At 68.0% G+C, this 21,978-nt stretch carries 19 protein-coding genes; 13 read left to right on the forward strand and 6 right to left on the reverse strand.

What is annotated here, in order from left to right; genetic code table 11:
• The first annotated feature begins 121 nt into the window (after nt 1–121).
• Entirely contained in the window at nt 122–2,080 is a 1,959-nt protein-coding gene (gene prpR, locus B0W80_RS19360; RefSeq protein WP_077000785.1) for a propionate catabolism operon regulatory protein PrpR, read from the forward strand.
• On the opposite strand, the gene B0W80_RS19365 is transcribed toward prpR, so the two are convergent.
• From B0W80_RS19365 to B0W80_RS19380, 4 genes are read right to left on the reverse strand one after another with little or no spacing between them, the layout of a single operon-like run.
• Complete coding sequence (locus tag B0W80_RS19365) at nt 2,066–3,307, reverse strand: alpha-hydroxy acid oxidase (protein WP_256856626.1); 1,242 nt, start codon at nt 3,305–3,307, stop codon at nt 2,066–2,068. The genes prpR and B0W80_RS19365 overlap by 15 nt on opposite strands.
• Nucleotides 3,285–4,268 carry a tripartite tricarboxylate transporter substrate binding protein gene (locus tag B0W80_RS19370; RefSeq protein ID WP_077000786.1) on the reverse strand — a complete coding sequence of 328 codons (984 nt, stop codon included), beginning with the start codon at nt 4,266–4,268 and terminating at the stop codon, nt 3,285–3,287. The genes B0W80_RS19365 and B0W80_RS19370 overlap by 23 nt, the downstream gene beginning before the upstream one ends.
• The gene (locus tag B0W80_RS19375; RefSeq protein ID WP_077000787.1) at nt 4,265–5,560 is read right to left on the reverse strand and encodes a CaiB/BaiF CoA-transferase family protein; all 1,296 of its coding nucleotides are present in this window, start codon (nt 5,558–5,560) and stop codon (nt 4,265–4,267) included. The genes B0W80_RS19370 and B0W80_RS19375 overlap by 4 nt, the downstream gene beginning before the upstream one ends.
• On the reverse strand, nt 5,560–6,339 hold the full coding sequence (locus B0W80_RS19380; RefSeq protein WP_077000788.1) for an enoyl-CoA hydratase/isomerase family protein: 780 nt from the start codon (nt 6,337–6,339) through the stop codon (nt 5,560–5,562). The genes B0W80_RS19375 and B0W80_RS19380 overlap by 1 nt, the downstream gene beginning before the upstream one ends.
• A 117-nt stretch (nt 6,340–6,456) precedes the next feature.
• Between B0W80_RS19380 and B0W80_RS19385 the strand changes: the two genes are divergently transcribed.
• Nucleotides 6,457–7,404 (forward strand): LysR substrate-binding domain-containing protein, encoded by a 948-nt coding sequence (locus B0W80_RS19385; RefSeq protein WP_077000789.1) that lies wholly within the window; start codon nt 6,457–6,459, stop codon nt 7,402–7,404.
• Between the two features lie 27 nt (nt 7,405–7,431).
• On the opposite strand, the gene B0W80_RS19390 is transcribed toward B0W80_RS19385, so the two are convergent.
• Nucleotides 7,432–8,331, reverse strand: a complete 900-nt coding sequence (locus tag B0W80_RS19390; RefSeq protein ID WP_077000790.1) for a LysR family transcriptional regulator — start codon at nt 8,329–8,331, stop codon at nt 7,432–7,434.
• 114 nt (nt 8,332–8,445) lie between these two features.
• On the opposite strand from B0W80_RS19390, the gene B0W80_RS19395 reads away from it, so the two are divergent.
• The 4 genes from B0W80_RS19395 (at nt 8,446) to B0W80_RS19410 (ending at nt 12,360) form a co-directional block, all read left to right on the forward strand.
• Nucleotides 8,446–9,396: a hydroxymethylglutaryl-CoA lyase gene (locus B0W80_RS19395; RefSeq protein WP_077000791.1), complete on the forward strand. Its 951-nt coding sequence runs from the start codon at nt 8,446–8,448 to the stop codon at nt 9,394–9,396.
• Nucleotides 9,393–10,595, forward strand: coding sequence for a CaiB/BaiF CoA-transferase family protein (locus B0W80_RS19400; protein ID WP_077000792.1), 1,203 nt, complete (start codon nt 9,393–9,395; stop codon nt 10,593–10,595). Before B0W80_RS19395 ends, B0W80_RS19400 begins: the two co-directional genes overlap by 4 nt.
• 95 nt (nt 10,596–10,690) lie before the next feature.
• On the forward strand, nt 10,691–11,677 hold the full coding sequence (locus tag B0W80_RS19405; protein WP_077000793.1) for a tripartite tricarboxylate transporter substrate binding protein: 987 nt from the start codon (nt 10,691–10,693) through the stop codon (nt 11,675–11,677).
• Between the two features lie 14 nt (nt 11,678–11,691).
• Complete coding sequence (locus B0W80_RS19410; RefSeq protein WP_077000819.1) at nt 11,692–12,360, forward strand: glutathione S-transferase family protein; 669 nt, start codon at nt 11,692–11,694, stop codon at nt 12,358–12,360.
• Nucleotides 12,361–12,391: 31 nt separating this feature from the next.
• On the opposite strand, the gene B0W80_RS19415 is transcribed toward B0W80_RS19410, so the two are convergent.
• Nucleotides 12,392–15,223 carry a diguanylate cyclase domain-containing protein gene (locus B0W80_RS19415; RefSeq protein ID WP_179106975.1) on the reverse strand — a complete coding sequence of 944 codons (2,832 nt, stop codon included), beginning with the start codon at nt 15,221–15,223 and terminating at the stop codon, nt 12,392–12,394.
• 266 nt (nt 15,224–15,489) lie between these two features.
• Here B0W80_RS19415 and B0W80_RS19420 point away from each other — a divergent pair, with 266 nt between their 5' ends.
• From B0W80_RS19420 to B0W80_RS19450, 7 genes are all read left to right on the forward strand, one after another.
• Complete coding sequence (locus B0W80_RS19420) at nt 15,490–16,380, forward strand: CoA ester lyase (RefSeq protein WP_077000795.1); 891 nt, start codon at nt 15,490–15,492, stop codon at nt 16,378–16,380.
• 33 nt (nt 16,381–16,413) lie between these two features.
• Nucleotides 16,414–16,875, forward strand: a complete 462-nt coding sequence (locus B0W80_RS19425; protein WP_077000796.1) for a MaoC family dehydratase — start codon at nt 16,414–16,416, stop codon at nt 16,873–16,875.
• Nucleotides 16,876–16,894: 19 nt separating this feature from the next.
• On the forward strand, nt 16,895–18,061 hold the full coding sequence (locus tag B0W80_RS19430) for an acyl-CoA dehydrogenase family protein (RefSeq protein ID WP_077000797.1): 1,167 nt from the start codon (nt 16,895–16,897) through the stop codon (nt 18,059–18,061).
• Between the two features lie 67 nt (nt 18,062–18,128).
• Entirely contained in the window at nt 18,129–19,367 is a 1,239-nt protein-coding gene (locus B0W80_RS19435; RefSeq protein WP_077000798.1) for a CaiB/BaiF CoA-transferase family protein, read from the forward strand.
• 2 nt (nt 19,368–19,369) lie between these two features.
• Nucleotides 19,370–20,527, forward strand: a complete 1,158-nt coding sequence (locus tag B0W80_RS19440) for a CaiB/BaiF CoA-transferase family protein (RefSeq protein WP_077000799.1) — start codon at nt 19,370–19,372, stop codon at nt 20,525–20,527.
• Between the two features lie 12 nt (nt 20,528–20,539).
• The gene (locus tag B0W80_RS19445) at nt 20,540–21,538 is read left to right on the forward strand and encodes a tripartite tricarboxylate transporter substrate binding protein (RefSeq protein ID WP_256856627.1); all 999 of its coding nucleotides are present in this window, start codon (nt 20,540–20,542) and stop codon (nt 21,536–21,538) included.
• A complete protein-coding gene (locus B0W80_RS19450; RefSeq protein WP_256856628.1) occupies nt 21,535–21,972 on the forward strand; it encodes an SgcJ/EcaC family oxidoreductase in 438 nt (145 codons plus the stop codon). Before B0W80_RS19445 ends, B0W80_RS19450 begins: the two co-directional genes overlap by 4 nt.
• Nucleotides 21,973–21,978: the final 6 nt, after the last annotated feature.

Raw genomic sequence — 21,978 nt, forward strand, 5'->3', positions numbered from 1 at the left:
CAGGCCCGTTGCTGCAGCCGCAAGTCATTGATTTCAAAGGGAGCCGCGCGGATGGCGCGCCAACAAGTTCGCCCGGGTGTTTCATTCACGTTTCAATAATGAGACAATCAGCGCCGCTGAAATGAATCGAATCGCACCGCCCGACGTTCCCGCCGCCCGACCGCCCCGCATCGTCGCGGTCGCCCGCCATCGCCTGGGCCGCGTGCTGGCCCGCGTGGTCCCCGAAATCGCGTCGCAGGCCCAGGTCGAGCTGGTGGGCCATGCCTTCGACGAAGCCGTCGCGGCCGTGCGCGCGCTGGATGCCAGGTCGCCGGTCGACGCGGTGGTGGCCGCGGGCGCCAGCGGCGAATGGTTGCGGCAGCACCTGGACATTCCGGTCGCGATGGTCGAGGTGCGCGGCTTCGACCTGATGCGCGCACTGGCCGCCGCCCGCGCCATCTCTCCGAACGTGGGCCTCGTGTCCTTCGACGGCCCGTCGGAGCACCTGGCGCAGCTCGATGCGCTGTTCGGCATGGGCATCGCGCAGTTCAGCTACAGCGGCCCGGAGGACGCGCCCGCCTGCGTCGAGGCCCTGCGCCGCGCGGGCATCGAAGCCGTGGTGGCGCCCGGCCTCGTGTCGGACCTGGCCGAGCAGGCCGGCATCGCGAGCGTGCTGATGTATTCGGACGAAGCCGTGCGGCAGGCGCTGCAGGACGCGGTGCACCTGGCGCGCGTCGGCCGTGCCGAGCGGGCGCGGCACGAACGGCTCGGCACCATCCTCGGCCAGCTGCAGGATGGCGTCGTCGCCGTCGACCTGCGGCAGCGCATCGAAGCCATCAACGCGACCATGGCCGAACTGCTGGGCGCGTCGGGGGCCGAACTCACCGGCCGCACGCTCGGCGAGGTGGCGCCGGTGCTGGACCTCGGCGCCACGCTGCTGCTGCGCGAGGCACCGGCCGAAGAGGTGCTGCAGATCGGCGCGCGAACGCTGGTGGTGCGGCGCGCGCCGATCATCGAAGGCGGCGAGGTCACCGGCGCGCTGCTGGTGTGCCGCGACCCGGCCGTCATCCAGCGCGCCGACCGCCATTTGCGCGCGAACCAGCGGCCGCTCGGCGCGCCGGCGCGCTACCGCATCGAGGCCTTCGCCGGCGACAGCGCCGCGGCGCAGCGCGTGCGCGAACTGGCGGCGCAATGCGCGGCCAGCGATGCCACCGTGCTCGTCACCGGCGAGAGCGGCACCGGCAAGGAACTCGTGGCGCAGGGCATCCACACGGCCAGCCGGCGCGCGACGCAGCCCTTCCTGGCCGTCAACTGCGCGGCACTCGGCGAGAGCCTGCTCGAAAGCGAACTCTTCGGCTACGAGGAAGGCGCCTTCACCGGCGCGCGGCGCGGCGGCAAGACCGGCCTGGTCGAGGCGGCCCACACCGGCACGCTGTTCCTGGACGAGATCGGCGACATGCCGCTGGCCCTGCAGACGCGGCTGCTTCGGGTGCTGCAGGAGCGCGAGGTGCTGCGCCTGGGCGCCACCGCCGCGGTGCCGGTGGACCTGCGCGTCATCGCCGCCACGCATGCCGACCTGGCCGCCCAGGTCGAGCGCGGCCTGTTCCGGCGCGACCTGTACTACCGCCTGGCCGTGCTGCGCATCGACACGCCGCCCTTGCGCGAGCGCGGCACCGACATCGCCGCACTGGCCACGTCCCTGATGAAGCGCCGTGCCGCTGCATCCGGCGTGCGCCCGGCCCACGCCGCGGCCGCGCTCGACGCCTTGCTCGCGCTCGCCGAAGGCTACGCCTGGCCGGGCAACGTGCGCGAACTCGAGAACATGGTCGAGCGCCTGCTGGCCTGCCATGCCTTCATCGCGCCGGCCGGCAAGCTCGACCGCGCGCGGCTGGTCGAGGTCTTCCCCGAGTGCGCGCAGGCGCGGCCGGCGCCCGTGCGTGCCGCGCTGCTCAAAGGCGCGGCGCGCGCTGCCGAGCTGCGGCGCGTGCGCGAGGTGCTGCAGTCGGTCAACGGCGATCAGCGGCAGGCCTGCGCGATCCTGGGGATCAGCCGGGCGACGCTGTGGCGGCGGTTGCGGGACGAATCATCAGCAGGGCCGTGAGGCAACACGACTGGCCTCGCTGGGCTTCACCCCATCCACATCGACATCGACAGCGACATCGACGCGTCCACGCAACTGCCTGACATTGCAGGCGCCGCTCAAGGCCATGGCCACCTCGAGTTCCGCAGACAGGATGCCCAGTGCGTGGTGCACGCCGGCCTCGCCGGCTGCAGCCAGGCCGTACAGGGCGGGGCGACCGATCTGGACGGCATCGGCGCCCAAGGCCAGGGCCTTGGCGATGTCGGCGCCGTGCCGGAAGCCGCTGTCGATCAGCACCGTCATGCGTCCGTCCGCGGCCTCGGCGATGCGGGGGAGCTGTTCGATGGTGGACCCGGTTCCGTCCAGTTGCCGACCGCCGTGGTTCGACACCACGACGCCGTCGATGCCGGCCGCCAGCCCCATCCGGACGTGCGCTGGCTCCGACACCCCTTTCAGGACCAGCTTGCCTGGCCAGCACGAACGCAGCCAGTCGAGGTCGCGCCAGGTGAAGGCATCGCTGATCTGGCGCTGCACGACCTCGGTGATGGTGCTGCCGGGCTCGATGCGGCCGACGACTTCGGCGAAGAGCTGCAGCGTCGGTGATCCGGTGTGCAGCATCTGCATCGCCCAGCCCGGCCGCAGGGCGGTGTCGATGAGCTTCCGGCCACTCCATCGGAAGGGCAGGGTGAAACCATTCCGCACGTCGCGGTTGCGCCGGCCTGTCACGGCGGTGTCGACGGTCAGCTGGAGCACCTGGAAGCCTGCAGCGTGGACACGTTCGAGCAGTGCCTGCGCCAGGCCACGATCCCGCAGCATGTAGAGCTGGAACCATCGCAGGGGCCCGGCTTCTGCAACCAGCGTTGCGAGCTTCACCGTGGCAGCGGTGCTCATGACGAAGGGAACGTTCGCTGCCTTCGCCGCGCGGGCGAGGCAAAGGTCACCCTCCGCCCAGTACGCGCCGTTCATGCCCGTCGGGCCGATGACCAAGGGCATCGCCACGGGTTGGCCGAACAGCGAGGTCTCGAGCGTCCTGGCCGACAAGTCGACGAGGATCTCGGGCCGAAGCAGGAAGCGTTCGAACGCACTGCGATTGCGGCGTGCCGTCGACTCCGCGCCCGACGCGCCGTCGATGTAGTCGAAGACCATCCGCGGAAGCTTGCGACGCGCGAGCGTGCGCAGGTCGTCGATGCTGGCCGCGCGGGCCAGCGCACCGTGCCGGGCCACCTCAATCCGCCCGCAGCTTCGCACTCTGGATGAGCGCGCGCGAGCTCAGGTACTCGGCGTCGATCATCTTCTGGAAGCTGGCCGATGCGCCGCCGACCGGGTTCGTGCCCATCGTTTCCAGGCTGGCCTTGAACTCGGGCTCCTTCAGGAACTGGTTGATCGTCGCGTTCATCTTCGCGATGGCAGGCTGCGGTGTTCCCTTCGGCGCGAAGATGCCGAGCCAGGTCAGGTGGCTGTACGACGTGCGGGTGACTTCGGCGACCGTCGGAACATCGGGCAGGCTGGGCCACCGTTCCGCCGAGGTCACCGCCAAGGGCTTGATCTTTCCCGCCTTGATGACCGGCATCGCCGCGGCCAGGGTCGACGAGACGATCGGAATCTGCCCGCCCGCCGCATCGGCCAGCGAAGGGCCCGAACCCTTGTACGGCGCGTGCGCGAAGCTGGTGCCCGACTCGCGCTGGAACAGTTCGAACGCGATGTGGCTCGGCAACCCGATGCCAGGACTGCCGTACGCGATCGAGCCGGGAGAGGCCTTGGCCTGCTTCATCATCTCGGCGAGGTCCTTGAACGGCGCGTTGTTGGCCGCCACGAACACCGACGGGCCGCGGGTGACTTCGACCACCGGCGCGAAGTCGTCGAGCTTGTAGGGCGGCTTCGCGAAAAGCGAGACGTTGACCGTGTGGTTGTTGCCTGTGAGCAGGAAGGTGTATCCATCGGGTGTCGCGCGCGCGACGTTCTCGGTGGCGATGTTGCCGCCACCGCCACCCTTGTTGTCGACGATCACCGGCTGGCCCAAGGCCCGGGACAGCCGGTCGCTCAGCATCCGTGCGACGGCGTCGGCGCTGCCGCCCGGAGACGAGGGCACGACGATGCGGATCGGCTTCTCGGGCCACTCGGCGCGGGCAGGGGTCGCGATGGTGCCGATCGACGCGGCAAGGGCGCTGACGAGGAAGGCGCGGCGGAGGACGACCACGTGGGAGTTCATACGACTGTCTCGGCTGTAGCGGTGGGAGAAGGGGTAAGCGAAACGGAAGCGGGCTCTTCGACCGGGCGAACATGCACCACGCCGGCGTCGTTCAAGCGAGCGATCTCGGTCGTGGCATAGCCCAGTTCCTGCATCACCTCGGCGGTGTGCTGCCCGTACAGCGGCGCTCCCCTGCGGGTCACGCCGTTGCCTTTCGAGAACTTGATGGGCAAGCCGAGCGCGTCGATCTCGCCGGCCACCGGGTGTTCGACCCTGATGACCATGTCGCGCGCGCGCGTCTGCGGATCGTCGAGCACCTGCTTCATGTTCTTCACCGGCCCTGCGGGCACGCCGGCCTTCTCGAAGATCGCGACCCAGTCGTCGGTGCTGCGCGTGCGGGTCGCGGCCGACATGGCTTCCACCATCGCATCGCGGTTCGCCATGCGGGCGCCGTTCGTCGCGAAGCGCGGGTCTTCCGCCATCCGCGGAAGACCGAGCGCGTTGCACGTGCCGACCCACAGGCTCTGGCTCATGGCGCCGATGTTGAGCCAGCCGTCCTGCGTCGGAAACGCCTGGTATGGGGCCGCCACGGGGTGTGCCGACCCCATGGGCCCGGCCGATTCACCGGTGGCGAAGGCCAGCGCGGCGGGCCAATAGGTGTGCACCAGCGACGACTCGAGCAGCGAGGTGTCGACGTATTGCCCTTCACCCGTGCGAAGACGCTCGATGTAGGCGGCCAGGATGCCGGTCGCGGCCAGGATGCCCGCGGTGACGTCGCCGACCGGCACGCCCACCTTGACCGGCGGGCGGCCCGGCCCTTCTCCAGTGAGGCCCATCAAGCCGGACATGCCTTGCGAGATCAGGTCGTAGCCGGCGCGCTGCGCGTAGGGGCCGGTGATGCCGAAGCCCGTGATCTTGCAGTAGACGAGGCCCGGGTTGGTCTGGCGCAGCGTGTCGAACGCCAGGCCCATCTTCTCCATGGTGCCCGGGCGGTAGTTCTCGAGCACGATGTCGGCCTGGTCGATCATCCGCTTCACGAAGTCGCGGCCCTCGGGGCTCTTGAGGTCCACCGCGACACCGCGCTTGTTCCGGTTGAGGATCATGAACGACGCGGCCTCGCCATTGATCTCCGGCGGCACCGTACGGCGCGTGTCGTCGCCGCCGGGCAGCTTCTCCACCTTGACGACATCCGCACCCATGTCTGCCAGCAGCAAGCCGCCGACGGGCCCGGCCATGACGTGCGCGAGTTCGACCACGCGCAAGCCGGCCAGCGGCCCCTTGCGAACCGGATCGAGAGAGGGCTTGGGTTGCATCACTGTCCTTTGAATCGAGGGGGTTGCTTGGCGAGGAAGCTTCGATAGCCCTCGACGAAATCTTCGGTGTCGTAGCAGGCGTAGCCTTCGTGTTCCTCGGCCTCGGTCAGCGGCGTGCCTTGGCGCAGCCGGGCCACGAACTTCTTGTGCCATCGCGCGGACAGCGGCGCCCCGGCGACGATGCGGCCCACGGTCTTCGCAAGTTCTTCGTCGTACTGGGCGGCCGGCACCACGCGGTTCACGATGCCCTTGGCACAGGCCTCGGCGGCGCCGATGACGCGGCCTTCGAGCAACAGTTCGAGCGCGACCTGCGGCCCTGCGAGCCGCACCAAGCCTTCGAGCTCCGGATAGGCGAGCACGGCGCCCAGGCGTGCGATCGGCACGCCGAAGCGGCCGTCGTCGCTGCTGATCCTGAAGTCGCAGCCGGCTGCCAGTTCGAGCCCGCCGCCCACGCACACGCCCCGGATTGCGGCGACGGTCGGGATGGGGCAATCGCGCACCGCGTGCATGGCGCGGTGGCCGTGCTTGCCGAAGGCGATGCCTTGCGCCTTCGACGCGCGGATGGTCTCGAACTCGTCGATGTCCGCGCCGCTGCCGAAGGCCTCGGTGCCGGACCCGCGCAGCACGATGCAGCGCAGGTCGGGCTCGGCCGACAGTGCCAGCACCGCATCGCCCATGGCGATCCACATGGCGCGGCCCATGGCGTTGCGCTTGCCGGGGTTGTCGATGGTGATGGTGGCGACGTGGCCGTCGCGCTCCACAATGATGCTTCCACTCACGTGCAGGTCTCCGTTGAATGACCGGGAGTCTGATCGGCAGCGGCGGACCTGAAAAATACCGTTGAGAGCTTCCGTCATACATCCGCGGTATGCCGGGATAACCCTATGGAAGTTGCCTTGGAACTGCGTCAACTCAAGTACTTCACGCGCATCGTCGAGATCGGCAGCGTCACGCGCGCCTCTCAATCACTGCACGTCGCGCAGCCCGCGCTGAGCCTCCAGATCAACCGGCTCGAAGAGGAACTCGGCAAGAAGCTGCTGATGCGCAGCGTGCGCGGCGTGACGCCGACCGAAGCCGGCCTGGCGGTCTACAAGCAGGCGCAGCTGATCCTCAAGCAGGTCGAGGCCACCCAGCTCATCGCGCACCAGGCCGATGTCGGGCCCGCGGGCCGGGTCGCGATCGGGCTGCCGTGGACCGTGAGTTCGGTGCTCGGCCTGAAGCTCTTGCAGCAGGTCAGGACGCAGCTTCCGTCGGTGCGCCTCGAAGTCTTGGAGGGCCCCAGCTCGGTGCTGGCCTCGATGCTGGCGCAGGGCAAGCTGGACATGGCCGTGCTCTTCGACGCCAGCGTGGATGCGGGCCTGCGGATGAAGCCGCTGATCTCCGAGGCCCTGATGCTCGTCGGTGCACATGGCAAGCTGGATGGCCGCACCGCGACGACGCTCGCCGATGTCGCGGCCCTGCCGTTGCTGTTGCTCAGCCGCCCCAACGGCATCCGCGAAGCGATCGAACGCGAGTGGGCCGCCCGCGGATTGAAGCCCCAGGTCGTGGCGGAGATCAATGCGCCGTCGCTCCTCATCGAAGCGGTGCGGGCGGGGCTGGGCTTCGCCGTGCTTCCCTCGTGCGCGATGGAAGGCAACCTGCGGCGCGGCGAGATCGACGCGATCGAGCTGGAGCAAGGCACGCTCACGCGCACGGTCTACCTGAGCACCTCGCGGCTCTTCGAACTGACGCTGGCGACCGAGCACGTTCACGGCGTCGTCGAGCAGCTGATGCAGCAGGCGGTGGAAGACGGCAGCTGGAAAGGGCAGTGGCTCGAGGCACCCGTCGACGGCGTGGCCGACTAGCGCCTGCGTGCGCGTCGTGCCAGGGGCTCAGTCGGCGCGCGCGACCAGGTGATCCACCAGGGCTTGCGCGGCTGGCGAAAGTCGAGCGGCGTCACGAAAGCACACCACGAAGCGCCGCGCGGCCCATGGCTCGTCCAGTGCGATGGTTCGCAGCGCATTCGCTTCCCCGTGCCGGTCTGCCACTTCCTTCGGCACCACGCTGATGGCGAGCCCTGCAGAGACGACGCGAAGCGCGGCCTCGAAATTGCTGACCACGATGCGGCTGACCAAGGTGCGCTCGACCTTCGCGGCGCTGCGTTGCAGCAACAGGCGCACGGCGCTGTTGACGGGCAGGCCGACGTGCTCGAAGTCGAGCGTCTCCGCGAACCGGACACGCGCGCGTCGCGCCAGCGCGTGGCGTGCGGGCACGACGACGCAGAGATGGTCGCTGCGGTAGGGGCGAGACGCCAAGGCGCCGAGGTCGACGGCGTCCCAGCAGACGCCCAAGGTGGCCAGGCCCTCGCGCACGCCGCGCACGATCTCGGGGCTGATCCTCTCTTCCAGGTCGACCAGGGTCGCGCCGTGCGCCGGCAGGCTCAGGAACGCTGCGACGTCTTCGGCCAGCGATTCGGTCATGGCAGACACGCTGGCCAGCACGCGGACCTTGTCGCGGGTGCCGGCCACGTAGCTTTGCATGTCGCGCTGGATGCGTGCCGCGCTGTCCATCATGCCGCGCGCATGTTCGAGCAGCGTGTGGCCCGCCGCAGTGGGCACGACGCCATGCCGCTTGCGCAGCAGCAGCGGCGTGCCGACCTGGTCTTCGAGCTGCGCCAGGCGCTTGCTGATGGCCGAGCCGACGATGTTCGCCGTTTCGCCCGCTCGAGCCATGTTGCCCGTTTCGCACACGGCGACGAACAGCCGCAGGGTGGTGAGGTCGAAGTCTCTCAAGATATTCCGATATGGAACTTCAAGTTTCCGAAATGTCCAAGATTTCTTGAATCGGAAATTCTAGACTTCGCGTCGGGTCGCAGCAACCGCGCTGACGACCAATCAAGGAGACACATGAACCCCACTGACGCCACCGCGTTGCCGCAACGTGTCGTGATCCGCGAGATGGGCTTGCGCGACGGGCTGCAGAGCATCTCGCAGGTCGTGCCCACGGCCGCCAAGATCGAATGGATTCGCGGCGCCTACGAAGCAGGGCAACGCGAGATCGAGGTGGGCTCCTTCGTTCCGGCGCGCCTGCTTCCTCAGCTTGCGGACACGGCCGAGGTCCTGGCGTTCGCTCAGACCCTGCCGGGCCTCAAGGCGACCGTGCTGGTGCCCAACCTCAAGGGCGCCGAGCGGGCGATGGAATGCGAGGCCGAACTGATGCTGCTGCCTTTGTCTGCCAGCCAAGCGCACAGCCTGGCGAACTTGCGCAAGACGCCCGACCAGGTGGTCGAGGACATCGCGCGCATTCGGGACGCACGCGACGCGCGCGGGTCGCGAACGCAGATCGAGGTCGGCATCAGCACGGCATTCGGCTGCACGATCCAGGGGCGCGTCGAGCCTGACGAAGTCGTTCGCCTGGTCGAGGCCGTGGCCGCCATCGGCGTCGACGCGATCAGCCTCGCCGATACCGTGGGCTATGCCGATCCCGCGATGGTGCGGTCGCTGTTCGAGGCAACGCTCCCCGTGGCCGGTGGCAAGCTCGACTGCGGCCATTTCCACGACACCCGCGGCCTGGGCCTGGCCAACGTGTTCGCCGCGCTTCAACTCGGCATCACGCGCTTCGACGCCTGCATCGCCGGCATCGGCGGTTGCCCGCATGCGCCGGGTGCCAGTGGCAACGTCGCCACCGAAGACCTCGCCTACATGCTCGCGAGCATGGGCATCGACACGGGCCAGGACATCGATGCGCTGCTGGCGCTGCGAAGCCAGGTCGAGCGATGGCTCGAAGGCGAAACCTTTCACGGCACGCTCTGGCGGGCCGGCCTCCCCAAGACGATGAAACCGGAGCAGCAGAGATGAGTCAGGACAACCAGGTCGCGCAACCCCTGAAAGGATTGCGCGTCATCGAGTTCACGCACATGGTGATGGGCCCGACCTGCGGCATGGTGCTGGCGGATCTCGGTGCCGAAGTCATCAAGATCGAACCGGTGGCGGGCGACCACAGCCGCCGCCTGCTCGGTGCCGGTGCGGGCTTCTTCCCGATGTTCAACCGCAACAAGAAAAGCATCGGCATCGATTTGCACACCGACGAAGGCGCGGAGACGGCGCGTCGGCTCGCAGCCACGGCCGACGTGGTGGCCGAGAACTTCAAGCCGGGCACCATGGGCAAGTACGGGCTGGACTACGCCTCGCTGTCGAAGGTGAACCCGCGCATCATCTACGCGAGCCACAAGGGCTTTCTGCCGGGGCCCTACGAGAATCGCACGGCGCTGGACGAAGTGGTGCAGATGATGGGCGGCCTGGCCTACATGACGGGCCGCCCGGGTGATCCGCTGCGCGCCGGGACCAGCGTCAACGACATCATGGGCGGTCTGTTCGGTGCCATCGGCGTGCTGGGCGCGTTGATCCAGCGCGGCATCACCGGGCGCGGCATGGAGGTGCAGTCGGCGCTGTACGAGAACAACGTCTTTCTGATGGGCCAGCACATGCTGCAGTACGCGGTCACCGGAAAGCACCCGGCGCCCATGCCCGCGCGCGACAACCCATGGTCCGTGTACGACGTGTTCACGGTGAAGGACGGCGAGCAGATCTTCCTGGCCGCGGTGAGCGACGCGCAGTGGGCGACGTTCTGCGACGCCCTGGGCTTCGCCGATCTCAAGGCCGAGCCCGCATTGGCGACCAACAACGAGCGGGTCGTCCACCGGCCTCGCTTGCTGAAGACGATCGCCGAGCGGATCGCCCACCGCACTGCGGCCGAACTCGCCGCCGCGATGCAGGATGCGGGGCTGCCATTCGCGCCGATTCGCAAGCCGGAAGACCTGTACGACGACGAGCACCTGCAGGCCACCGGCGGCCTGGCGGACATGCACCTCTCCGACGGCCCGAAGGCAGGGCACACGGTCAAGACGGCCCTGTTTCCGTTCACGCTCGAAGGACGCCGCCTGGGTGTGCGTCTCAGCCCGCCCAAGCTGGGGGAGCACACTGCGGAGTTGCTGGGGCAACTGGGCTACGGCAGCATCGAACAGGAGGGCATGCGTTCCAGGAACATCGTGAGCTGAGCCAACTGCCGTCTGCCATCTGCCATCCGTCGGCTGCACGTCGTCAGTCGACGGTCTTCAGTCGCAGACGAATTTCGAGATCGAAGGAGACAACCATGATCGCGCCATCCAATCATTCCCGTCGTTCGATGCTGGCCGCTTCGGCGGCGGCCATCGCCGTCGCACTATGCCCCATGCTGGCAATGGCTCAAAGCGGCACCGTGCGGCTCGTGCTGCCCAACGCCACCGGCTCCGGCGTCGACGCCATCGCACGCGCCGCGCAGCCAGCGCTCGCCAAGTCGCTCGCCGCTGCGGTGGTCGTCGAGAACCAGCCTGGGGCGGGTGGCGTCGTCGGCCTGCAGACGCTGGCGCGCGCGGCGCCGGACGGCAGCACGCTGTCGATCGTGTCGAACAACGTCGTGATCTTGCCGAGCGTTCTCAAGTCCGTGCCTTTCGACATGCCCGGGGACTTCACGCCGATCGCGCTGGTCGGCGCGACGCCGATGGTTCTGGTCGTGAACCCGGCCAAGGTGGCGGCGACCAACAGCAAGGAGTTCATCGCCTTGCTCAAGAGCAAGCCGGGGGCACTGAACTTCGCATCCGGCGGCAACGGCACGATCCTGCACCTGGCGACGGAACTCTTCCTGGAACAGGCAGGCGTCACGGCCAAGCACATTCCCTACAAGGGCGTCGGTCCGATGGTGACCGACCTGATCGGAGGACAGGTCGAGTTCGGGACCGCGGCACTTTCGAGCGTCCAGCCTCACATCGCCAGCGGCGCCCTTCGCGCGATCGGAACCTTGGCCCCGCAGCGCACCCCGATCGCGCCAGAGATTCGCACCTTTGCCGAGCAAGGCCTCCCGAGCCTCGTCGTCGATGCCTGGTTCGCCGTGATCGGCCCGAAAGGAATGAGCCCGGCCAACGTGAAGAAGGCACATGACGCCGTGGTGTCGGCATTCGCCGATCCGGCCGTGAAGGAGGCCATGTCGAAGCAGGGCAACACGATCGCGATCAGCACGCCGGAGCAGGCGCAGGCGGCGTTTAAGACCGAGCTTGCGAAGTATGCTGCGCTGGTCAAGAAAGCGGGCATCGAGCCTCAATGACCGAAGCCGCCGACGTGATCACGTTGCATCACTGCGTCAGCGCGCGTTCCTTTCGCCCGCTCTGGGCGCTTGAAGAGATTGGCGCTCCTTACGAACTCGTGATGCTGCCTTTTCCGCCTCGCGTGCTGGCTCGGGACTATCTGGACATCAATCCCTTAGGCACCGTCCCCGCCTTTCACCACGGGGCAGTGCGCATGACGGAATCGGCGGCGATCTGCCAGTATCTCGCGGCACGCTTTTCGCCCCGCAACCTCGATGTCGCTGTCGATGAGCCCGATTTCGGCGCTTACTTGAACTACCTGCATTTCGGTGAGGCGACGCTGACGTTTCCGCAGACCCTGGTTCTGCGGTACGCACACTTCGAGAAGCTCGAGCGCCGGCAGCCGCAAGTTGCCGACGACTACGCACGCTGGTTCAACGCGCGTTTGCGGTCAGTGGAGCCCATGTTGGCGGAGCAGGAATTCCTGTGCGCGAATCGCTTTACCGCAGCGGATATCTCAGTCGGCTATGCGTTGTTGCTGGCGCAGCATCTGCAGCTCGATCAAGGCTTCACCCGATCAGTGGCGGCGTATTGGCAGCGCTTGCAACAACGCCCTGCCTTCAAAAGAGCGCTGGCCTCACAGGCCCATGCAGCCAGCGCACAAGGCGTCCCGATGACTCCATCGCCCGAACTTCGGTCTTGAATGGCGACCCGAACGCCGCGTGCGAGCGGGCCTACTGCGCCTGCTGCGCCACGCTCGCGTGCCTGCCGCGACCCGCGGCCTTCGCCTTGTACAGCAAGGCGTCGGCTCGCGCGACCAGTGCGCGCCAGCCGCCGTCGGAATCGCTTCCCAACGCCACGCCGACGCTCGCCCCTATCTCCAGCTGCAGCCCGCCCACCTCGAACGGTGGCTCCGCCGATGCCACCACCTTCTCGGCGATGGCATCGGCATGCGTGCCGTCGCGGATGCCGGCCAGCGCGATCGCGAATTCGTCACCGCCCAGGCGGGCCACCGCGTCGGTCGGCCGCACGAGCGCATGAAACCGCTGCGCGACCTGCTGCAGCAGCTGGTCGCCCACCGCGTGGCCGTGCGTGTCGTTGACCTGCTTGAAGCGGTCCAGGTCGATGTAGAGGATGGCCAGCGCGTGCGTGCTGCCGTGCTGGTTCAACCAGGCCTCGAAGCCCGAACGGTTGAGCAGGCCGGTCAGTGGGTCGCGCTGCGACAGTTGCAGCAGGCGCACGTTTTCCTGCTTGTGGCTGGTGACGTCCATGCCCACCGCCACGAAGCCGTCGACCTCGCCACGGCCTTCGCCGCCATCGAGCCACAGGGGGATGAAGTTGAACGCGAGGTGGCGCACGTCGGTGCGGTCGGGGTAGTCCTTCTCGAAGCTCACGGTCTCGCCGGCCAGGGCTCGATCGATCCAGGCCTGGCTGCGCGCATGCTCGTCGGGTCCGATCACTTCCTGCATCGTGTGCCCGACGATCGCCGCGCGGGCCATGCCCGACCAGCGCTCGAACGCGCTGTTGACGAAGCGGTAGCGCCCGTCGCGGCCGACCACGGCCACGATGGCCGGAATGGCCTCGGCCACCGAGCGCAGCGTGGCGGCCTGCCGCTGCTGCTCGCGCTCCACGGCCAGCTCGTCGGTGATGTCGCGCATGATCGACGAGTACAGGTTCACGCGCCCGTCGGCTCCGCGATGCGCGATGACCATCTGGTCGACGTTCACGATGCGCTGGTTCGCCACGTAGACCGTGGTCTCGCCGACCCACACACCCTTCGCCTTGGCGGCGGGCAGGATGGTGTCGACGAAGAGCTGATTCGTCTCGGGCGTGTTGAACTGGCCGACGTCGAAGCCGCGCACCGAAGCATCGGGGCCGATCTCCAGCGCACGCCGCACGGCCGCGTTCATGTAGCGCACGCGGCCGCGTGGGTCGGTCTGCACCACGTAGTCGGTGGTGTTGTCGAACACGGCGGCGATGCGGCGTTCGCTTTCGACCAGCCGGCTCAGCACCGGCTGCACCTGGCTGCGCTGGGCATAGATGGCCAGGGAGATCATGGCGACGAGCGCCGCCGCGAGCAGGGCCAGGCGTTCGCGCAGTGGCGCGTAGAGCGTGGCGACGTCGGTGTTCACGGCCAGGCCCAGGCCGGTGTCCCGGATCGGCGAGTAGGCCGCGAGCACGTCGGTGCCGCGTGCGTCCTTGGCGACGAGCACGCCGCTCTGGCCCTGCAAGGCGTCGGCGATCGCGTGCGCCATGGTGCCTTCGGCCTCGTTCATCGGAAAGGACACGTTGGTCGGCCGATCGTGCGTCGGTGCGCACACGGCGTCCATGCCGACACGTCCGCAGATCGATGCCTCGGAGGTCGCATCGACCGAGCGCAGTTCCTGCAGCAGCCGGTCGAACAGCGGCAGGTGCTGCTCGGCGACCAGCCGCCCGACGACCCGGCCCTGGTCCACGATGGGCACGTGCGAGATCAACAGGTAGCCGTCGCGCCAGGCCAGCCAGGCCGGCTGCTCGGCGTTGGCCAGCGCCAGCAGCAGGCCCGGCCTGCGTGGTGCGTCGCCGACGCTGGCCACCAGCGCGCCGCGGGTGTCGATGAACTCGGCGCGCGTGAGCGTGCCGCCCAGGCTGCCGGCGGCCGCCTGCAGCATCTCCATCGATGCGGTGTCGCCGCGGTCACGCTCCAGTCGCTCGAGCGCCTGCCGCACCGAGGGCCGCGTGGCCACGGTGCGCGGCAGCAGCGAGCCCAGCTCGATCGCGTGGGCGAGCGACGCCGCGTTGGTGGTGGCCGTGAGCCGCAGGTTGCGTGAAACGGTCTGCTCGAAGGTGTCGCGCATGATCGCGAAGCCGGCGATGCCAGAGCCCAGCGTCACCAGTGCGATGACGGCCAGCGAACGGCTCTTGATGCGCTGCTCGGCCTGCGCCAGCTCGAATCGCTGCGAGCGCTCGAGCAGCGCCCAGAGGCCTGCACCGATCGCGCAGAGGCCCAGCGCCGTGGTCGGCAGGATGCGGTTGAAGTTCGCGAACTTGTACAGCGTTTCGAGGCCCAGCACGTGCCCGATGAAGCCGGCCAGCCCGATGAGCACGATGGCCACCGTCGTGACGGTGTAGACCCGTCTGCGCGCGTCGACCAGCGGCCTGCGCAGCAGGTAGAAGGCGAGCCCGGTGAGCATGAAGGCCGCGCAGGCGTTGGGCGACAGCCGGCCCGGAAACGGATTGACCGCCGATGGCAGCGCACCGGGCCGCGGCAGGTCGACGCCCAGCGCGATGCCCGTCGCGCCTTCGAACAGGTGCGCCATGGGCAGCAGGATGAGCGCCGCGATGCACAGCGCCGTCGTGTGGCGCCATGCGGGATGCTGCCGCGATGCCTGCGGCAGGTCGTTGCCGATCAGGCACACGGCCGTCGCCAGGAACAGCAGGGGGTTGGCGAGGCCGACCGATGTGGAACCCGGAACAAAGCGCGAGATGAACTCGATCTCGCGTTCCCAGTGCATCACGAGCACGGCGCCGAGCAAGGCAACCAGCAGGCCCGCGATTCGCGGCGCCGTCAGGGGCACTCTGGGCATTCGATGAAGTCTCCGAAGCTGAAGCCTCGGCATTGTGGCGCCTTCGCCCGTCACCCTGGTTCAAGCACCCGGTCGACGTGCTGCCTTCGGGCACCGGGCGGCAGTGCCAAACCATCGCCAAACCATCGCGGTCGGGTCGGCGCGGCGCGGTGTGCCATCCAAGGGTTATCCCTGATGTCCGGAAGGGCGTGGAAGTTCAAACTACCTAACGTTCGTAAGGCATCTAGCAGTCGTTAGATTCGACGATGAATGCAAGGAAGCAGTCCATGACAACCCCCTCCATGAAACCCATCCGTTCGTTTCTGTTCGTTCCCGGCAACAAGGCGAGCTGGATCGAGAAGTCCATCCACGCGAAGGCCGACGCGCTGATCCTCGACCTGGAAGACAGCGTGCCGCCGGCGCAGAAGGCCGAGGCCCGCGAGATCGTGCGCGGCAAGCTGGAATGGCTCGCACAGCAGAAGCAGCGCATCTGGGTGCGCATCAACCGCAGTCCGCATCTCTACGACTTCGACGACATCCTTGCCATCGTCGGTCCGGTGGTGGAAGGCATCGTCATCTCGAAGCCGTGCGGCCCGGAAGACATCCACCCCGTCGCATCGATGCTGTCAGAGGCCGAATACCGCGCCGGCGTCGAACTGGGCCGCACCAAGGTCATCCCGCTGCTGGAGACGGCACGTTCGCTTCAACTGGCGTACGAGATCGCCCAGCACGAACGCGTGCCGGCCATCGTGGGCGCGACGGCCAAGAACGCCGACGTGGCGCGTGCCCTCAAGACCGTCTGGTCGCTGGAGGGCCGCGAAACGCAATACCTCAAGTCGCGCATCGTGATGGCCGCACGCGCCGCCGGCAAGCTGCCCATCGGCGGCGTCTGGCAGCAGGTGCACGACCTCGAAGGCCTGAAGGTGTCTTCGGCGAACGACCGCCAACTGGGCATGAGCGGCGAACTGGTGCTGCATCCATCCAATGTGGAGATCGTCAACAAGACCTACAGCCCCACCGACGAGGAAGTCGGCTTCTACCAGGGAATGATCGATGCGCTCGACAAGGCCCAGGCCGAGGGCCGCGCCTCGTGCATCTACGACGGCGAGCACATCGACATCGCCCACGTCAAGACCGCGCGCGAAATCATCGAGCTCGCGCGCTCGTTCAACAGCTGATCCGCTTCGGCAACCCCAATCAGGAGACAGACAATGGCAGGCCTTTATTTCGAAGAGTTCAAGCCCGGCATGGTGATCGAGCATGCGATCCGCCGCACCGTCACCGAGACCGACAACGTGCTGTTCTCGGCCATGACCTACAACTGCGCCCCGCTGCACATCGACGCCGAATACAGCGCCAAGACCTTCTACGGCCAGCGCCTGGTCAACAGCATGTTCCTGCTGGCGCTCGTGGCCGGCATCACGGTGTACGAGACGACGCTGGGCACCACGCTCGGCAACCTGGGTTTCGGCGAGATCGCCTTTCCCAAGCCTACCTTCCACGGCGACACCATTCGCGTCCAAACGGAGATCCTGGAAACGCGCATCTCCAAGAGCCGAAGCGACTCGGGGATCGTCACCTTCAAACACGTGGCGAAGAACCAGCGCGACGAGGTCGTGTGCACGGCCATCCGCACCGGCCTGATGATGCTGCGACCCGCCGTCGCGGCCTGATGCGCCTGAGGACACCACGATGAACTACCAACTCAGCGACGAGCAGCACGCCATCGTCGACGCGGCGCAGAAGATCTGCACCGATTTCCCGCTCGACTACTGGCGCCGGAAGGACAAGCAGCACGAGTTTCCACACGAGTTCTTCGAAGCCGTGGCCAGCGGCGGCTGGCTCGGCATCTGCATGCCCGAGGACGTGGGCGGCGCCAACCTCGGCGTGACGGAAGCGGCCCTCTTCATGCGCGCCGTCGCCGAATGCGGCGGGCAGGCCGCGGCCTCCACCATCCACATGAACATCTTTGGCCTGGCGCCGGTGGTGCACTTCGGCACCGACGAGCAGAAGAAGCGCTGGCTGCCCCCCTTCGCGCGCGGCGAGAACAAGGCCTGCTTCGCCGTCACCGAGCCGGACACGGGCCTTGACACCACCAAGCTCAAGGTGGTGGCGAAGAAGCAGCCCGACGGCAACTACCTGATCTCCGGCAAGAAGGTGTTCATTTCCACGGCCCAGGTCGCCGACCACATGCTGATCCTCGCGCGCACCACGCCGGTCGAGCAGGTGAAGAAGCACAGCGAAGGCCTCAGCCTGTTCTACACGAAGCTCGACCGCAAGTACGTCGAGATCCGCGAGATCGACAAGCTCGGCCGCGCCGCGGTCGACACGAACGAACTGTTCATCGACAACCTGCCGGTGTCCAAGGACTCGTTGATCGGCGAGGAAGGCAAGGGCCTTTCGTACATCTTCCATGGCATGAACGCCGAGCGCGTGCTCGTCGCTGCCGAGCAGGTCGGCATCGGCCGCGCAGTGCTCAAGCTCGCCACCCAGTATGCGCAAGAGCGCGTGGTGTTCGGCCGGCCGATCGGCCAGAACCAGGGCGTGCAGCACCCGTTGGCGCGCAACTGGGCCGAGCTCGAGGCAGCCAACCACATGATCTTCGCGGCCGCGGGCCTGTACGACCAAGGCCTTCCCTGCGGCTCCGAGGCCAACGCCGCCAAGCTGCTGGCGTCCGAGGCCTGCATGAACGCCTGCCAGACCTCGATGCTCACGCACGGCGGCTTCGGCTATGCGAAGGAATACCACGTCGAGCGCTTCATGCGCGAGGCCTGGATCGGCTACATCGCACCGGTGACGCCGCAGCTCATCCTGTCGAACATCGCAGAACGCAAGCTCGGGCTGCCGAAGTCCTACTGAAAATGCATCGTCCACGCCGATGGTGCGGTGCATGCATCGTCGGCCCACAGGATCAGGAGACAAGAACATGTCAGCGACAAGGCCCCTGGAAGGCATCCGCGTCCTCGACCTGACCGTTGCGCTGGCGGGGCCCTACGGGGCGCTGCTGCTCGGCGGTCTCGGAGCCGAGGTGATCCACGTCGAGGCGCCCGGCGGCGGCGACATCGCGCGCACCAATCCCCCGTATGTCGGCAGCGAGGGCATGCACTTCGGGGCGCCGCGCGGCGACGACGTATCGCTCACCATCCTCAACCGCGCGCGCAACAAGAAGAGCGTCACGCTCGACCTGAAGTCGCCGCGCGGGCGCGAGCTCTTCATGCAACTGGCCAAGGAATGCGACGTGCTCATCGAGAACATGAGCGAAGGCGCCACGGCCAAGCTCGGCGTGGACTACGAGCGCGTGCGCCAGGCCAACCCGAAGATCGTCTATGCCTCCATCAAGGCCTTGGGCGAGCCCAGTCCCTTTCCCAAGCTGAAGGGCATGGACATCATCGTGCAGGCGCTGTCCGGCATCATGGAAGTCACGGGCGAGCCCGGCAATCCTCCCACGCGCTGGGGCCTGCCCATCGCCGACATGGTGGCGCCGCTCTACGCCGTCAACGGCATCCTGGCGGCGCTCATCCACCGCGGCAGGTCGGGGGAGGGCCAGCTGGTCCAGGTCTCCATGCTGGACTGCCTGGCCTCGCTGGTGGCGGAGGAGCATTTCGACGTCTTCAGCGATGCCGGCTACCCGCTACGCTCGGGCAATTTCCATGACCGGCTCGTGCCTTTCGGCGTCTATGGCACCCAGGATGGCTATGTGGCCATCGTCGCCTTCAACCCCGACTGGTTCCGCAGCCTCATGGAGGTGATCGGACGGCCGGAGTTCGCCGACGATGCCCGCTTTGCCAGCCGCGGCCCGCGCATGAAGCACGCCCAGGAGATCAACGCCCTGGTCGATGCATGGACGCGGCAGCACACCTCGGAAGAGGTGGTGCGCGAACTGCGCGACAAGCGCGGCGTGCCTTCGGCGCCGGTTCGTTCGCCGCTGGAGGTGCTGAACGATCCCTTGTTGCACGCCAGCGGTGCGCTGATGAAGCTGTCGCATCCGCGCCTGGGCGCCCTCGACGCGGTGGGCATGGGCCTGCCGATCCGGTTTTCGAAGACGCCGTCGCAGTTCGACCAGCCGGCCACCGACCTCGGCGCCGGCAACGACGAGATCTACAAGGGCCTTCTGAAGCTCGGCGATGAAGACCTGGCCAGGCTGCGCGCCGATCGGGTCATCTGAGCATGGCCGCGCGTTCCGGTCCGCTGTCGGGCATCAAGGTGGTCGAGATCGCCGGCATCGGCCCCGGGCCGCTGGCCGCGATGTTCCTCGCCGATCTGGGCGCCACGGTCATCCGCGTGGACCGCAAGGAGCCCTCGGGCCTGGGCGCGCCGCGGCCGGTGGCGTTCGACCTGGGCCTGCGCAACCGCAGGTCGATCCGCGTGGACCTCAAGGACCCCGCCGCTGTCGAGATGGTGCTCGAGCTCATCGGACAGGCCGATGCGTCGATCGAAGGATTCAGGCCCGGCGTGATGGAGCGCCTGGGCCTGGGCCCGGACGCGTGCCTGGCGCGCAACCCGCGGCTGGTCTATGGCCGCGTGACCGGCTGGGGGCAGGAGGGGCCGCTCGCGCAGGTGGCAGGGCACGACCTCAACTACATCGCGATCACCGGTGCGCTCGACGCCATCGGCCGCGAAGGCCAGCCGCCCACGCCGCCGCTCAACATCCTGGGCGACTATGCGGGCGGCTCGCTCTACCTCGCGTTCGGCCTGCTGGCCGGCATTCTCGAGGCGCGCAGTTCCGGCAAGGGGCAGGTCGTGGATGCGGCCATGGTCGACGGCGTCGCGTCGCTGATGACGGTCATGCATGGCCTGCACGCGGCCGGCATGCTCGCCGGCGGGCGCGGCAAGAACATGCTCGACTCCGGCGCGCACTTCTACGAGGCCTACGTCTGCGCAGACGGCAAGTACGTCACCGCTGCGCCGATCGAGCCCAAGTTCTACCGGCAGCTGCTGGAGCGGCTGGGCCTGGCAAGCCATCCGTCGTTGCAGGGGCAGATGGACCGCGCCACGTGGCCGGCAGCCAAGGCCGTGCTGGCGGCCAAGTTCAAGGAGCGCAGCCGCGACGAGTGGACCGCGCTGCTGGGCGAACTCGACGTCTGCTTCGCGCCGGTGCTCGACTTCGACGAGGCGCCGCACCATCCCCATCTTCGTGCGCGCGGCACCTTCATCGAGGTCGACGGCGTGGTGCAGCCGGCCCCGGGGCCGCGCTTCTCGCGCACGCCGGCCGCCCGGCCCGAGGCGCCCGCATCGCCGAGTACCGAGAACGCCGTCGCCGCATTGCAAGGCTGGTTGCCCGATGCGCGCATCCGGCGCTACCAGTCGCAAAAGACCTTCATCTGACAGGAGACAACCATGACGACAGCCATGACGACGGCCATGACTTTCACGTGCAAGCTCGCCGGCGTTGCCGCCCTGGTGGCTGCCGTGGCATCGAGCATTCCGGCCAACGCGGCGGACTTTCCGGACGGCAAGCCCATCAAGATCGTCGTGGCCACCGGCGTCGGCTCGGGCTCCGACCTCACGTCACGCCAGATCGCCGCGGGCCTGGCCAAGGACTGGGGCTCGCCCGTCATCGTCGACAACAAGGCCGGCGCGGGCGGCGTGATCGGCACCGACTTCGTGGCCAAGGCCGCACCCGACGGCTATACGCTGCTGGGCACCTACGCCCAGCATTACACGAACCAGCTGGTCCAGAAAACGCCGTACGACGCGGTGAAGGACTTCGAGCCCATCGCCCGCATCGCCAATTCCGCCTTGGTGATCTCGGTGGCGACGGATTCGCCCTACAAGTCGCTGAAGGACGTGATCGAGGCCGCGAAGAAGAAGCCCGGCGTGATCTCCTATGGCTCTTCCGGCAACGGCACCACGTCGCACATGGCAGCCGCCTTGTTCGCGAGCATGGCGGGCGTGTCTCTCAACCACGTGCCCTACAAGGCGCCGGGCCAGGTCGCGCTCGACGCCGCTGCCGGGCAGATCGACCTGAGCTTCAACGGCATGTCGTCGGTGCTTCCGCTGATCAAGGGCGGGCGGCTGCGCCCGCTGGCCGTGACGACGGCGCAACGCTCTCAGAGCCTGCCCGACGTGCCGACGGTGGCCGAGCTGGGCTTCGCCGGTTACGAAGCCGCTTCGCCCATCTGGATCTTCGCGCCGCGCGGCACGCCGCAGCCGATCGTCGACAAGCTGTCGGGCGCCGTCGTGCAGCAAGCCCAGTCGCCGGCCTTCAAGGAGTTGTGCATCACCCAGGGTCTGGAGGTGGACGTTCAGAACGCCGCCGCGGCCAAGGCGGCCGGCCCGGGCGAAATGGAGAAGTGGCGCAAGCTCATGAAGTCCACCGGCGCCAAGGCGGAATGACGATTACCCGCATCGACATGGACGACGACATGCAGCAGGCCGCGCTCGCCCAGGTCCAGCGCGACTGGAACGCGGCCGCCGAACGCTGGCATGCAGACCGGCTCGCGGAGGTCTACACGCAGGACGCGCTGTTCTTCGGCGGCCGCCCGGGGCATTCCGTCGGGCGCTCCGCCGTGCAGGACTATTTCGCCACCTACGTCGGCGTCATCGAATCCGGCGCCATGGTGCTGGCCGAGCAGCATCTTGCGCAGCTCGGCCCCGACTGCCTGCTGGCCCAGGGCTATGTCGACTTCTCGTTCACGCTGCAGGGCGGGCAGCAGACGCGTTCGCGCCTTCGCGCAACGCTCGTGCTGGTGCGCGAGGGCGCGGCCTGGCGCATTCGCCAGCATCACTTTTCGCCGACCCCGGAGGCGCCGCCGCTCGGCCAGTCATGAGGCGAA

This window comes from Variovorax sp. KK3 (assembly GCF_001984055.1).
Lineage (GTDB): Bacteria > Pseudomonadota > Gammaproteobacteria > Burkholderiales > Burkholderiaceae_C > Variovorax.